Source organism: Ruminococcus sporogenes (assembly GCF_054655175.1).
The window spans coordinates 641,083-655,859 of the sequence record NZ_BAAHOA010000001.1 but is presented as its reverse complement, the minus strand read 5'-3'; the positions used below and the strand labels follow the sequence as shown (position 1 = coordinate 655,859).

At 39.7% G+C, this 14,777-nt stretch carries 13 protein-coding genes; 5 read left to right on the top strand and 8 right to left on the bottom strand.

Annotated elements, in window-relative coordinates; genetic code table 11:
• Positions 1 to 175: 175 nt before the first annotated feature.
• The gene (locus ACYQ0N_RS03515; RefSeq protein WP_460161858.1) at positions 176 to 1,750 is read left to right on the top strand and encodes a leucine-rich repeat protein; all 1,575 of its coding nucleotides are present in this window, start codon (positions 176 to 178) and stop codon (positions 1,748 to 1,750) included.
• Positions 1,751 to 1,884: 134 nt separating this feature from the next.
• Complete coding sequence (locus ACYQ0N_RS03510; protein WP_460161857.1) at positions 1,885 to 3,303, top strand: leucine-rich repeat protein; 1,419 nt, start codon at positions 1,885 to 1,887, stop codon at positions 3,301 to 3,303.
• 107 nt (positions 3,304 to 3,410) lie between these two features.
• Here ACYQ0N_RS03510 and ACYQ0N_RS03505 read toward each other — a convergent pair whose 3' ends face one another.
• The 4 genes from ACYQ0N_RS03505 to ACYQ0N_RS03490 form a co-directional block, all read right to left on the bottom strand.
• A complete protein-coding gene (locus tag ACYQ0N_RS03505; protein ID WP_460161856.1) occupies positions 3,411 to 5,159 on the bottom strand; it encodes an NADH-dependent [FeFe] hydrogenase, group A6 in 1,749 nt (582 codons plus the stop codon).
• A 14-nt stretch (positions 5,160 to 5,173) separates the two neighbouring features.
• Positions 5,174 to 6,967, bottom strand: a complete 1,794-nt coding sequence (locus ACYQ0N_RS03500; RefSeq protein WP_177532613.1) for an NADH-ubiquinone oxidoreductase-F iron-sulfur binding region domain-containing protein — start codon at positions 6,965 to 6,967, stop codon at positions 5,174 to 5,176.
• A gap of 76 nt (positions 6,968 to 7,043) precedes the next feature.
• Complete coding sequence (locus ACYQ0N_RS03495; RefSeq protein WP_460161855.1) at positions 7,044 to 7,973, bottom strand: (2Fe-2S) ferredoxin domain-containing protein; 930 nt, start codon at positions 7,971 to 7,973, stop codon at positions 7,044 to 7,046.
• A 2-nt stretch (positions 7,974 to 7,975) separates the two neighbouring features.
• Positions 7,976 to 8,473, bottom strand: coding sequence for an NADH-quinone oxidoreductase subunit NuoE family protein (locus ACYQ0N_RS03490; protein WP_177532611.1), 498 nt, complete (start codon positions 8,471 to 8,473; stop codon positions 7,976 to 7,978).
• Positions 8,474 to 8,753: 280 nt separating this feature from the next.
• On the opposite strand from ACYQ0N_RS03490, the gene ACYQ0N_RS03485 reads away from it, so the two are divergent.
• From ACYQ0N_RS03485 to ACYQ0N_RS03475, 3 genes are all read left to right on the top strand, one after another.
• Entirely contained in the window at positions 8,754 to 9,173 is a 420-nt protein-coding gene (locus ACYQ0N_RS03485) for an ATP-binding protein (protein WP_460161854.1), read from the top strand.
• Positions 9,170 to 9,493 carry a DRTGG domain-containing protein gene (locus tag ACYQ0N_RS03480; protein WP_177532610.1) on the top strand — a complete coding sequence of 108 codons (324 nt, stop codon included), beginning with the start codon at positions 9,170 to 9,172 and terminating at the stop codon, positions 9,491 to 9,493. Before ACYQ0N_RS03485 ends, ACYQ0N_RS03480 begins: the two co-directional genes overlap by 4 nt.
• A gap of 69 nt (positions 9,494 to 9,562) precedes the next feature.
• Positions 9,563 to 10,756, top strand: a complete 1,194-nt coding sequence (locus ACYQ0N_RS03475) for a glycoside hydrolase family 5 protein (protein ID WP_177532609.1) — start codon at positions 9,563 to 9,565, stop codon at positions 10,754 to 10,756.
• Positions 10,757 to 10,816: 60 nt separating this feature from the next.
• Here the strand turns inward: ACYQ0N_RS03475 and ACYQ0N_RS03470 are convergent, their stop codons facing one another.
• From ACYQ0N_RS03470 to ACYQ0N_RS03455, 4 genes are read right to left on the bottom strand one after another with little or no spacing between them, the layout of a single operon-like run.
• Positions 10,817 to 12,061 (bottom strand): peptidase U32 family protein, encoded by a 1,245-nt coding sequence (locus ACYQ0N_RS03470; protein WP_460161853.1) that lies wholly within the window; start codon positions 12,059 to 12,061, stop codon positions 10,817 to 10,819.
• The gene (gene mltG / locus ACYQ0N_RS03465; protein ID WP_460161852.1) at positions 12,042 to 13,661 is read right to left on the bottom strand and encodes an endolytic transglycosylase MltG; all 1,620 of its coding nucleotides are present in this window, start codon (positions 13,659 to 13,661) and stop codon (positions 12,042 to 12,044) included. The genes ACYQ0N_RS03470 and mltG overlap by 20 nt, the downstream gene beginning before the upstream one ends.
• On the bottom strand, positions 13,651 to 14,235 hold the full coding sequence (locus tag ACYQ0N_RS03460; protein WP_177532607.1) for a 5-formyltetrahydrofolate cyclo-ligase: 585 nt from the start codon (positions 14,233 to 14,235) through the stop codon (positions 13,651 to 13,653). Before ACYQ0N_RS03460 ends, mltG begins: the two co-directional genes overlap by 11 nt.
• Positions 14,232 to 14,777 carry a DJ-1 family glyoxalase III gene (locus ACYQ0N_RS03455; protein WP_177532606.1) on the bottom strand — a complete coding sequence of 182 codons (546 nt, stop codon included), beginning with the start codon at positions 14,775 to 14,777 and terminating at the stop codon, positions 14,232 to 14,234. The genes ACYQ0N_RS03460 and ACYQ0N_RS03455 overlap by 4 nt, the downstream gene beginning before the upstream one ends.

Sequence of the window (14,777 nt, the reverse complement as noted above, 5' to 3'; positions counted from 1 at the left end):
TGAAAATGTATCTTTAATATTATAACACAAAATTTTAAAAAAGAAAAGACTTTTTCAAGTCCTTTTAAATCCAACTATTGAAATCCTTAGCATATTTCAGAGTTTTGTAATTTATATTGACATTATAATCATTTAATGGTAAAATATAATTATAATATTTATAGGGAGATGTATTATGAAGCTGGTTAAAAAGATTTATACTTTTATTACGGCAGCGGCATGCTGCGCCGCAATATCAGGCATTATGCCGTTTTCCTCCTCAGCGGAGGAATCTGTGAAAACATACGGCGACTTAAGATATGTTAACTCAGATTCAGACGGCAATGGAATATATGATTATATTGCAATAATCGACTGTAACGAATCAGTAACAAAGATTGAGATTCCGGCAGAAATTGAGGATATACCTGTAGTTGAAATTGAAAGTAGTGCATTTAATGGTTGCGCAAACTTAACAAGCATAATTATTCCTGATTCGATTACTTCTATTGGAGATTTTGCATTTGAAAATTGTTCAGGCTTAACAAGTATAACCATTCCTGATTCGGTTACTTCTATCGGAGATCATGCATTTTACAATTGTTCAAGCTTAACAAGTATAACTGTATCTGAAAACAATAAATATTTTTCAAGTTTAAATGGAGTATTATTTAATAAAGACAAAACTGAATTGGTTACATATCTAATTGGAAATGAACGAACAGAATACGCAATTCCTGATTCGGTTACTTCCATCGGTGATCGTGCATTTTACAAATGTTCAAGCTTAACAAGCATAATTATTCCTGATTCGGTTACTTCTATCGGAGATCATGCATTTTATAATTGTTCAAGCTTAACAAGTATAACCATTCCTGATTCGGTTACTTCTATCGGAGATCATGCATTTCACAATTGTTCAGGCTTAACAAGTATAACCATTCCTGATTCGGTTACTTCTATCGGAGATCATGCATTTTACAATTGTTTAACAAGTATAACTGTATCTGAAAACAATAAATATTTTTCAAGTTTAAATGGAGTATTATTTAATAAAGACAAAACGGAATTGATTACATATCCAATTGGAAATGAACGAACAGAATACACTATTCCTGATTCGGTTACTTCTATTGGAAATTTTGCATTTTATAATTGTTCAAGTTTAACAAGCATAACCATTCCTGATTCGGTCGCTTCTATTGGAAATTCGGCATTTTACAATTGTTCAAGCTTAACAAACATTAAACTTCCTGACGTCATTGATATAATTAGCGGTAATACATTCCGAGATTGTTCAAGCTTATTAAATATAATAATTCCGGATTCAGTAACTGCAATAAAAGAGTGTGCATTTTATAATTGTTCAAATTTAACAAGCATAACCATTCCGGATTCGGTCGCTTCTATTGAAAATTCGGCATTTTACAATTGTACAAGCTTAAAAAGCATAACATTAAATAACCCTGATTGTGAAATTTCTAATGATAAAGATACTATTCCAGAAACTGCTGTAATATGCGGCTATGAAAACTCAACGGCTCAGGCTTATGCTGAACGGTATTACAAAAGATTTGTTGCGATAGAAGATATCGGCGATATTTCCGGCAACGGCAAAATTGATCTCTATGACGCAATTGAAATCGCTAAAGCTATTATGGGTATGAGAACCTTTACTGAAGAGGAAAAGCTGATTGCCGATTTTAATAAGGACGTTACAGTCGACCTTTATGACGCGATAGAAATCGCAAGGACGCTGCTTCCTAAATAACGCTTAACTCCCGTGTATTTTTACACGTGAGTTTTTGTAAATAAATTTGATTGTCAGGAATTAAATTGTAATTTGTATTGACATTATAATCATTTAATGGTAAAATATAATTAAAAAATAAGGAGAGAGACGTTATGAAGCTCATAAAGAAATCTTTAAGTTTTATTACGGCAATCGCTTGCTGCGCCGCAATATCAGGCATTATGCCGTTTTCCTCCTCAGCGGAGGATTCCGGCACCTACGGCGATTTAAGCTATACTAAGGTTGATTTGAACGGCGACGGAACATATGATTATATTTCAATAAGCGGCTGTAAAAGATCTGCAGTAGAGGTGGATATTCCCGCAAAAATCGAGGGACTTCCTGTTGCGACAATTGGAATTTATGCATTTGCATATTGCGAAAGCTTAACAAGCATAACTATCCCTGAAAGCATTTCACAAATAAACATATGGGCATTTAAGGATTGTTTAAGCTTAATAAGCATAAACATTCCTGATAATGTTGTATATATAAGTTCATCTGCATTTTATGGGTGTAAAAGTTTAACAGATATTAACGTAACAGAAAATAATAAATATTACAGCAGTTCAGCCGGATTGTTATTTGATAAAAATAAAACCGAATTAATTAAATACCCTGCCGGAAAATCATTGAAAAATTTCAATATACCTAACGGTGTAAAATCACTAGATAGGTATTCATTTTGTAATTGTTCAAATTTAACTAGTATTAATATTCCTGAATCGGTTACTTATATAGGAATAGGAGCGTTTTACCTCTGTACAAATTTAAAAAGTATAGCTATCCCCGATTCAGTTACTAAAATAGAAAATATCACATTTACCGGTTGTTCAAGCTTAACCAGCATTAGCATTCCTGAATCAGTTACTTATATAGGATTAAACGCATTTAAGGATTGCACAAGCTTAACCAGCATTTATATTCCTGACAGCGTTACATTAACCGGATTATCCGGTACATTTTCTGGGTGTACAAGCTTAACAAACGTTAAACTTCCTGACGTCATTTATATAATTAACACTAACACATTTGCCGGTTGTTCAAGCTTATTAAATATAATAATTCCGGATTCAGTAACTTCAATAAAAGAGTGTGCATTTGAAGGCTGCAAAAGCTTAACAAACATAGCGATCCCCGAAAGTGTTACAAAAATAGGAACCTGGGCATTTAAGGATTGTACAAGCTTAAAAAGCATTGCAATAAATAACCCTGATTGTGAAATTTCTAATGGTAAAAATACAATTTGGGAAACAGCTACAATCTACGGCTATGAAAACTCAACGGCTCAGGCTTATGCTGAAACGTATGACAGAAAATTTGTTTTATTAATAGAATATACCGAAACAATTCTTGGCGATATTTCCGGCAACGGCAAAATTGATCTTTATGACGCCATTGAAATCGCTAAAGCTATTATGGGATTGAGAACATTTACAGACGAAGAAATGATTATTGCCGATTTTAATATGGACGGCACAGTCGACCTTTATGACGCCATAGAAATCGCAAGGGCGCTGCTTCCTAAATAACGCTTAACTCCCGTGTATTTTACACGGGAGTTCTTATAAATCAATTTCAATAAATTTTATATAAGCAATAAGACCGGATACTTTCATTTAAGTATCCGGTCTTATTATTAATTTACGCTTCTCTTTACATATGTTGTATGAAGTAATTCGTGAGCCTTATGACTTCCCGGTTCGCCAAGATAATTTGAATATAGTTCCTTGATAACCGGATTTTCATGTGATTTTCTGATCTCTCTGCTTTCGTCAAGATCATAAAGTACCTTAGCTCTCAACGCTCTAATGTCGGTAAAGTTTCTAACGCTTGCCGGTTGCTGAGGCTGTCCTCCACCGTTTACGCATCCTCCGGGACATCCCATTATTTCTATAAACTGATAATCGGCTTCACCGTTTTTAACCTTGTTCAACAGTTCTCTTGCGTTTGAAAGACCGCTGGCAACCGCTACCTTTACGTTCATACCTGCTACGTCATAGGATGCTTCCTTAATACCCTCGGTTCCTCTAACATCTACAAAATCTACTGACGGAAGCTCCTCTCCGGTAAGCTCTTCGACCGCAGTTCTAAGCGCGGCTTCCATTACTCCGCCCGTAGCGCCGAATATTACCGCCGCGCCGGTCGAAACACCCAGCGGATCGTCAAATTTTTCATCGGGCAAAGCAAGGAATTGAATACCTGCACGTTCGATCATTCTTGCAAGCTCTCTGGTAGTAATAGCTATATCAACATCAGGATATCCGGCGCCGTCCTCGTCATCTCTGCCTATTTCAAATTTCTTTGCCGTACAAGGCATAACGCTTACGGAAACTATATCCTTAGGATCAATTCCTTCCTTTTCAGCATAATATGACTTAACAATAGCTCCGAACATCTGCTGAGGCGATTTACAGCTTGAAAGATTTTCAGTCATATCGGGGAAGTAATGCTCGCAGTATTTAACCCAACCCGGTGAGCAAGAAGTAATAAGCGGAAGCTTTCCGCCGTTTTTAACTCTGTCTATAAATTCGTGAGCCTCTTCCATAATGGTCAGATCAGCGGAAAAGTTTGTGTCAAACACCTTATCAAAGCCGAGCTTTCTTAAAGCTGCCGCCATTTTTCCCTCGACATCAGTTCCTATAGGCAGACCGAACGCTTCTCCTAGCGCCGCTCTAACAGCAGGAGCCACCTGTACTACGACATGCTTAGACGGATCTGCAAGTGCGGCAAATACCTCGTTTGTATTGTCCTTTTCAGATATCGCGCCAACCGGACAAACAGCGATACACTGTCCGCAGGAAACGCAGCTTGTTTCTCCAAGCCCCATATCAAACGGGCTGGCTATAACCGTTTTGAATCCTCTCTCATTAGCGCCGATAACTCCGATTCCCTGAACCTTTTCACAGACTGCTGTGCAGCGTCTGCAAAGAATACATTTATTATTATCCCTGAACATATGAGCTGCGGAATTATCAATATCATATTTATTCTTTTCGCCGTCGTAAACGCTTTCATCATCTACGCCCATATCTCTTGCAAGCTTCTGCAGCTCACAGTTTCCGCTTCTTACGCATGAAAGACATTTTCTGTCGTGATTCGAAAGAATCAACTGCAACGTCTTTCTTCTGGATTCAATAACCTTAGGAGAATTTGTCAAAACCTCCATACCCTCGCTGACAGGATAAACACAGGAAGCTACTATCCTGAATCCGCGTCCCTCGTTAGCCTCTACAACGCAGATGCGACAGGCGCCGATTTCATTGATATCCTTTAGATAACAAAGTGTAGGAATATCAACGTTTGCAAGACGGGCAGCTTCAAGGATTGTAGAGCCCTTTGGCGCGGAAACTTCCACACCGTTTATTTTCAGATTAATATATTCCATTTCCGATTCCTCCACTATTTCTTGGTGATAGCGCCGAATTTGCATTTTTCTATGCAGGCGCCGCACTTCAAACATTTATCCTTGTCAATAACGTGAGGCGTCTTAACGGCTCCGCTTATTGCGCCTGCCGGACATACTCTTGCACACATCGTACAGCCCTTGCATTTATCAGGATCAATCTCGAAGCTGAGAAGATGCTTGCAGACTCCAGCCGGACATTTCTTATCAACTACGTGAGCAATATATTCGTCTCTGAAATAACGTAATGTAGAAAGAACCGGATTCGGAGCTGTCTGTCCAAGTCCGCAGAGAGAATTCTGCTTAATGTAATAGCAAAGCTCTTCAAGCTTGTCAATATCTTCAAGCGTAGCCTGACCTCTGGTTATTTTATCAAGCATTTCATACATACGCTTTGTTCCTATTCGACAAGGCGTACATTTTCCGCATGATTCGTCTACTGTAAATTCAAGGAAGAATTTAGCAATATCAACCATACAGTTGTCCTCGTCCATTACGATAAGACCGCCGGAGCCCATCATTGAACCTATACTTATAAGATTATCATAATCTATCGGTATATCCATATGCTCCGCTGGTATGCATCCTCCGGAAGGACCGCCTGTCTGTGCAGCCTTGAATTTTTTCCCGTTTGGAATACCGCCGCCGATTTCTTCAATAACTGTCCTCAGAGTAGTACCCATAGGAACTTCAACAAGTCCCGTATTATGTATCTTACCGCCCAATGCGAATACCTTTGTTCCCTTGGACTTTTCAGTACCCATTGAAGCAAACCAATCAGCGCCGTTTAATATTATCTGCGGAATATTCGCATATGTCTCAACATTATTAAGTATAGTCGGCTTCTGGAAAAGACCCTTTTCAGCCGGGAACGGAGGTCTTGGTCTCGGCTCTCCCCTGTTTCCTTCGATAGAAGTCATGAGAGCTGTTTCCTCGCCGCATACGAAAGCGCCGGCGCCGAGTCTCAAGCCTATATCAAATGAAAAATCAGTGCCAAAGATATTTTTACCGAGCAGACCATACTCGCGCGCCTGCTTAATTGCTATTTCAAGACGCTCAACTGCAATCGGATATTCGGCGCGGACATAAATATAGCCCTGTGTTGCGCCTATTGCATATCCTGCGATTGCCATTGCCTCCAAAACTACATGAGGATCTCCTTCTAACACTGAACGGTCCATGAATGCGCCCGGATCTCCCTCGTCTGCATTACAGCAAACATATTTCTGATCCGCGTCCTTTACAATGTTTCTGGCAAGCTTCCATTTCATACCCGTTGGGAAACCGCCGCCGCCTCTTCCGCGAAGACCGCTATCGAGAATCGTCTGTATAACATCCTCCGGGGTCATCTCAGTAAGAACCTTTGCAAGAGCCTGATAACCGTTTTCTCCGATGTATTCTTCGATATTTTCAGGATTAATAACACCGCAGTTTCTCAGAGCAACACGATTCTGCTTTTTATAAAATGCAGTTTCCTGAAGAGACTTAATTCCGTTATCGGTAACGGTTTCCTGATAAACCAGTCTTGTAACTACCCTTCCCTTAAGAAGATGCTCTTCAACGATCTCGGGGATATCCTCCTCTTTAACCATTGAATAGAAAGTTCCTTCCGGATAAACTATCATAATCGGACCTAATGCGCAAAGACCGAAACAGCCTGTTTTGACAACCTGCACTTCTTCGGTCAGTCCGTTTTTTGCGATTTCAGAAACAAGCGCCTTTTCAATTGCAGCGCTACCGGATGAAGTACAGCCTGTACCACCGCAAATCAAAACGTGTGAACGATACATAATTTAATTTCCTTTCAGCATGTCATATTTTTGACAGCAATTTATTGCAAGTCAATAGGATAAAACAATAATACTATCAGACGGTATATTCGGACACAACCTGTCCTCCGATAAGATGCTTCTCAATAACCTCGGCCGCCTTATCGGCGCTCATATTTACATATGTAACCTTATCTTTTCCCTTTTCATATATTTCAACGATCGGTTCATACTGGCACATTCCAATGCAGCCTGTCTGTGTAACCGTTACATTTGCAAGATTTTTTTCAGCTGCTCCGTTTGCAAAAGCTGTAAGAACTTCTCTCGAACCGGCTGAAATTCCGCATGTCCCCATGGCGACAACAATCTTTGTGTTGTCGGGATCCTCTGCTCTTAGAGTAACCTGAGCTTTCATTTTATCTCTAATAGCGTTTAATTCTTCTATTTTCATTTTTTCCTCCTTATAACGAAAAATTTTTCTGCCGTAACTGTCAATATTTAAAAATTCCGAATTTTCCTCAAAATATCTTCTAATTCTATACCATAAGCTATAATTATCCGCCGGACCTTCCTCTTTCATTTTACGCGTATCAAACTCAAGCCTTTTACCATCCGACTGAAAGAAAAAGCTTATATCGGGCGCGTTTTCATTCAAAACCGCTGCCGCCAAATCGTCCCTTAGATTTCCGATAACCGGACAGTCGGCATGATCCGTACTATAAACAGCTCTTATAAAAACGCCGTTCCCGCAGTTAGATAAAATTTCAAACGTACCTCCCGTACATTCCGCAGATTGCTTGAAAAACGGGATTCCAAGACCTGTTATTCTGTTTTGTCTTGAAGTAAAAAACGGATCGGTAACTGATTCAAGATCAGATTTTGCGATTCCCGTACCATTGTCCGCAACCTCCACTGTAAGAAGTCCCGCACATTTATTCGAATAAATACGAATACTGACAAGAGTCGCCTTTGCTTCAGCAGAATTGTGAAATATATCAAGAAGATGCCGGGAAATTTCAGAAAACATAATTAATCGGCATATTTTTTAAGAATGTCATCTACATCGTCAACAGTAAGTCTGCCGTAAACCTCGTCATTAACAGTAATAACCGGAGCAAGGCCGCAAGCGCCTATACAGCGGCACGCTTCAAGGGAAAACTTTCCGTCCGGAGTACATCCGCCGCCCTCGATACCGAGCTTTTCCTGAAGCTTGTTATAAATATCGCCCGAGCCTTTAACGTAGCAAGCCGTTCCAAGACAGACGGATATTTGATATTTACCCTTAGGATTAAGTGAAAACTGCGAGTAAAACGTCACTACTCCGTAAATCTTTTCTAACGGAATATTCATTTCATTGGAAATAATAGTCTGAACCTCAATAGGAAGATAGCCGTAAATATCCTGCGCTTTCTGTAGAATAGGCATCAGAGCGCCTCTGTCATCTTTCTTTTCAGCAATCACTTTCAGCAGCTCTGCTTCCTGAGCGGCAGTACCGTTAAAAGGAACTGCGTTTGTACTTTTACTCATTATTGGACCTCCTTGGTTAATTAAGTATATGATCAACGTATACCCATGCTTTTTAATTATAACATAAACCAGTTTTAAAATCCATTCGAATATCTCACTAATGAACATTTAATTATTTGTCAATTTTCCACAAAATCGTTAAAAATTCTACAATCTCTGTTCTATATACATTGCCTCCTTGATAAATATATTATCGCTCATTCTCAGATTATACTTTACATCATATTAATTTCTTGCTATAATAAGACTGTAAATTTTTTTTAAACATGGAGCTTAAATAGTGAATAAGATTTTTAAATATGAAGTCAAATCAGGCGATTTTGAAAACGGCGGAAAAATATCCGACGATATAAGGGAAAAGCTCAGAGAGCTTAAATTTGACGCTGAAATTATTAGACGCGTTTCCCTTGCTCTTTATCAGGGTGAAATAAATATGATAATACATGCCAACGGCGGCAATATCACAGTTGAAATTACCGACGACTGTATTACAATGAATCTGACCGATATAGGTCCGGGAATAGAAAACGTTGAAGCGGCAATGCAAAAAGGATACTCAACCGCCGATGAGAATCTTCGTTCAATGGGCTTCGGCGAAGGTATGGGATTTACTAATATGAAAAAATATACCGATGAAATGACTGTACATTCAAAGGTCGGAGAGGGCACTCAAATTATTATGAAGGTCTATATCCGATGAAACCATGCGATATAAATAAATCACCTGATTTTATACAGATTTCTTACGGAAGGAATCCGGAGATTTCCGGAATATACTGCTGCGATCTTCTGAGCATGGCTCTGGGAAAGCTGAAGGAAAACCAGATCCTTGTTACTGTTATATCGAATATAAATACTCTTGCTGTCGCATATCAGAAAAAAGCATCCTGCATAGTAATAGCGGAAAATATACCGCAGGACAATGAATTTATAATTACTGCTGAAAAATACGGTATAACAGTATTCAGAACAAAATTATCAACATTTGAAGCAGCTTTGAAATTAAGCTCAATGCTATAATATTTTATATTGCGCAAATAAAATTAATTTGCTATAATTACTTTATAAAAAATCACGGAGGATTATTAAATGAAATTTAAAAAAATACTGTCTGCGGCAGCGGCTGTAATTCTCGGCTTTTCAGTAATAGCCGGCTGTTCGGATTCAGATTCTAAATCAGACGCTAAAAAGGATATCAGCTCTATTACAGCAGCCGACGTATTCAGCGATATGAAGGTCGGCTGGAATCTTGGAAACAGTCTTGACTCAGTCGGCAGCGGTCTTTCTTCCGAAACCTCATGGGGAAACCCGATTGTAACGAAAGAACTTATTGACGCTGTAAAATCAGCAGGCTTCAACACCGTCCGAATTCCTGTAACCTGGATGGGACATTTCTCAGAAGCGCCGGAATATAAAATAGACGAGGAATGGATGAACCGCGTTGAAGAAGTAGTTAATTATGTTATTGACAATGGTATGTACGCGATTATTAATATACATCATGACGGTAACGATACCTCGTCATCCTGGCTTACCCCGGAGCCGACTGACGAAGCTGAGATGATCTCGAAATTTACAGTTCTCTGGACGCAGATTGCCGACAGATTTAAGGACTATGACGAAAAGCTTCTTTTTGCCGGAATGAATGAGTTACATAAAGGCTACGACAAGCCGGCCGACGCATATTTGCAGCTCACAAACAAGCTTAACCAGAGCTTTGTGGATACCGTTCGCGCAGGCGGCGGAAATAATCCGCAGAGAATATTAATCGTTCAGGCATATAATACAAACGCCGAATATGCGATCAGCGGTTTACAGATACCAGACGACACAGCAGAGAATAAGATAATGGCTGAATTTCATTTTTACGATCCGTGGAGTTTTGCAGGCGAGGGTAGAAATTCATGGGGCAAAGGCGGTCCGACAAACGACAGATGGGGTCAGGAGGAATGGGTTGACGATATATTCGGCAGATTAAAAACAACGTTTTCTGACAATGGCATTCCGGTTATAATGGGTGAATACGGAGCTGTCAATAATAAAGCCGGATATAGCGATACAAGAAGATATTATGTAGAGTATGTAACAAAAGCAGCACGTCAAAACGGAATTCTGCCTATTTGGTGGGATAACGGCTTTGACGGAATCGACGGCGGCGAAGCGTTCGCTCTTTTTGACAGACAAAACGGAAACGTCGTATTGCACCAGGATCTAATAGACGCCATAATGAGAGGCGTAAACGAAGAAGATTACGAAATAGCTTTACCAGTTTATCCATCATAATGAATTATAATAAATCATAAACAAAAGCCTTCAGCAAAAAATTGCCGAAGGCTTTTTAATCTAAAGAATCCTTTTTCTTATTATTGAATTAACCGGAAACGCCGTACTACACGGAAAACTGAAATTCATCATTGCATGATTCACCGTTTCAAGTATTTCGCCGTTTTCATCAAACAATTTCTCAGGAATAATTGAAAACGGTTTTTCCCCCGGGGAAAGCACTTCTAATTCATCTCCCGCAAAAAATCTGTTTCTTTGCGTAGCATAAATAATACCGTTTTCACATCTGTCAACTACTGCAACTACATCATAGTTTCTTATATAGCCGCCCGTTTCATAATACTGACAATCCTTCGGATACCCAAAGAAAAAGCCCGTACAGTATTTTCTATGACTAACCTTAAATACCTCGCTGCTTATCCATTCCGGAACAGGAACCGCACCGTGCTTCTTATGCCAATCCACCGCCATTCTATAGGCATTTGTTATAACAGATACATAATAAGCGGATTTTGCCCTGCCTTCAATTTTTAAGCTGGTCACTCCTGCTTCTGCAAGCTTATCAATATGATTAATCATACATAAATCCTTGGAATTAAGGATATATGTACCATTTTCGTCCTCGAATACCGGAAAATACTGCCCTTCCCGTTTTTCCTCCATTAAATGATAACCCCATCGACACGGTTGAGCGCATTCTCCTCTGTTGGCGTCACGATTTACAAGATAACTTGAAAGAAGACATCTGCCCGAAAAGGATACGCACATAGCTCCGTGTACAAAAACCTCGATTTCCATATCGGCAGGAGACTTTGCTCTTATTTCAGCGATTTCATCTATAGACAGCTCTCTTGCAAGAACAACCCGCTTTGCTCCCATATTATAAAGCTCGTTTGCTGTTGCATAATTAACGATACCTGTCTGAGTTGACATGTGTATTTCCAGATCAGGAGCGTATTTCTTTATAAGCGACATAAGTCCCAGATCCGCCGCTATTGCCGCGTCAACGCCGCATAGTTCAGTATTCTCCATAAACTCCTTGAAATACGGTATCTCATTATTCCTTGGCAAAGTATTACAAGTCAAATAAACCTTTACACCTTTTTCATGCGCCCTTTCCACAGCCTCTTTTAACTGTTCAAAAGAAAAGTTTCCGGGCGAAGCTCTCATGCCGAAGCCCTTTCCACCAAGATATACAGCGTCAGCGCCGTAATCAAGCGCGGCATTAAATCTCTCCATATCTCCGGCCGGCGCCAGAACCTCTAAATTATTAAAATTATCCAAGCTATTCTTCTCCATCATCATTTCCTGCTTCCTGCTGCTCTCTCACCATATCTTTATTTGCCTCATGCCCTTCATTTGTTCCAGCAAAGAAGGTTTCATTCGTTTCAATATTAGCAAAGAAGAAATAATAATCAGTATCCGCAGGAAATAATACCGCTTCTATTGCGTCGATTCCGGGATTACCTATAGCTCCCGGAGGCAGACCGTTTGATTTATATGTATCATAGGCCTCGAATATTGCTTCGGAAGGAATTTCAATATTAGGTCTTATTACTTCGTCCACATAATAAGTGGTTGGATCGGATTCAAGTCTCGGAAACTCCTCAGGATTTGCCAGTCTGTTTTCAAATACTGAAGCAATTTTCTTCATAGATTCCACGTCAGGCGCTTCCGCCTGAACGATAGAAGCAAGAGTTATAACCTCGTCAAGAGTCATATTCAATTTTTTCATCTGCTCATAGTATTCCGGCTTGAATTTCTCATCAAAATTTTTATATATTTTCTGACATACTACCTCCGGATCCGTATCGACATAAAACGTATAGGTATCGGGAAACAGATACCCTTCCATTCGATTAAACTTCGACGCGGTTGATGTTGGAAGGTACTTTTCAAAATCAAAGCCATAATCGCCGGCATTAAAGTAATAAATAAATCTTTCCGCGTCGCAGACGCCGGCCTCTTCAAGCTTTTTCGCGGCTGAAATAAGATCCGAACCCTCGATAAATGTAACGTCTGCCGTTTCCTTTTCTAACGATTTATCAGTTGTAAGCTCGTTAATAATAGTTTCATACGCATTACTGGGACTCAGCTCGTGCTCTCCCGCTATATATTTTGTATCTGAACCGCCCAGCTTGGATATAAATACAAATGCCTTGGGTATTTTAATAATACCTTCGTCGTAAAGTATCTGCGCTACATCCTCTGTATCTGCTCCCTCCGGAATAGTGACAATTTTTAAATCATCTGATTTTCCGATTGCAAGCATATCCCTGCCGACTGAAATTATTAGTACTGAAAGAGATATGGCAATCGTAAAAATAATTGTTGTAACTATCAGAACCATAGGAAGCCTGCCGGAGCCTCTCCTGCGTTTTCCGGATTTAACTTTATGAGTAGTGACGTCGGCTCCGGGATTTATAGTCTGAACCTTTTTAATCGCAGATGTATGATTATTATCTTCATATATATTATCGGCAGTCTTGCGGCCGGCGGATGACAAATCTGACTTACTCTTCGCAGAACCGTTCATTAATACGCCTGTTCTATCCAACGTATTCATATTACCGGTTTTATGATATTCTGAGGCTCCGCTATTGACTGATCCCGTTCTTCCGGTATCTGATATACCTCCGGAGCTTTTTCTTTCTCCTGAAATATTTGAATCATATAAATAACTGCTTGAGGTTTTACCTGTAGAGGATGCTGAACGATTCAGCGTGCCGCCCGATTCAGACGAATATGACCGACGCTCCGAGGCAGCCCTGTTTGCCGATGAAGCGGCTGCTCTCGCAGCTCTTCCGCCGCCCGTTCTTCCGGAATTCTTTTCCTGAGCGCCAAGCTTAGAAAGAATATCCTCCAGCATTTTATCTCTGTCAGAATCTCTGTTTTTATTTTCCATTATACGCCTCCAGACTTTTTTCTGTAGCAACAAACGCCGCATTACGATCAAACTCATTCCTTACAAGCCGACTCTGGATATTATCGAAATAGCATATCCCAATCGTTATAAGGTTTTCATGCGCGCTTAAAAAACGGTCATAATATCCGCCTCCATAGCCAAGGCGGTAGCCTTCATTATCAAAAGCAAGCGCCGGAAGAATACAGACGGTATTTTCAAAGCTTTTTATCTCGTTATTCTCATCTTCAATCGGCTCCATTATCCCAAAAGTCGATTTTACAAGCGGCGTATTGCCGTTATAGTAATAAAATTTCATTAAACCGCCATTCATGCATTTTGGTAAAGCAATCTTTTTCCCGTTTTCAAGGCAATACTTTATAATAGCGTCTGTTCCGACTTCTATATCCGTAGATTTATAAGCGAGGACTGTTTTTGCGTTTTTAAACGCCTCGCATTTTAATACATTACTGAAAATTTTTAAATCAAGAATACTTTTTCGGCTGTTTCCAATACCTTTTCGCATTGTCTTTAATTCAGCGCGTAATTTGTTTTTTATAATGTCTGTTTCTGTCATTTTTTATAATGCACCGACGCTTTAAGAATATTGCTTCGTTCACTTGAAATAAGAAGCTTTACAAGCTCAAATGAAAACTCCATAGCGGTGCCTGCTCCCCTTGAGGTTATAATTTTGCCGTCTGTGCAGACAGACTTTTTACTGATTACAGCTCCTGTAAGCTGAGATTCAAAGCCGGTAAAGCACGTAGCTGTTTTACCGGATAAAATACCCTTGTGTCCAAGAATAGACGGCGCCGCACAGATTGCCGCGATATATCGATCATTTTCAGCACAAAAATCTATCGCCTTCTGAACATAAGAAGAAGCCTCCAGATTTAAAGTACCCGGCATACCTCCCGGCAGAACTATCATGTCAAGATTATCGTCAAGCCTGATTTCAGAAGCGTCAATATCAGCAGAAACTGTAATACCGTGAGAGCCCTTAATCACCGTACCGTCAACTCCGACAGTTACAACGTCAAGCTCGCATCTTCTGAGCATATCCACCGGCGTCAAAGCTTCCACTTCTTCAAATCCGTTAGCAAGAAATACATAAATCAT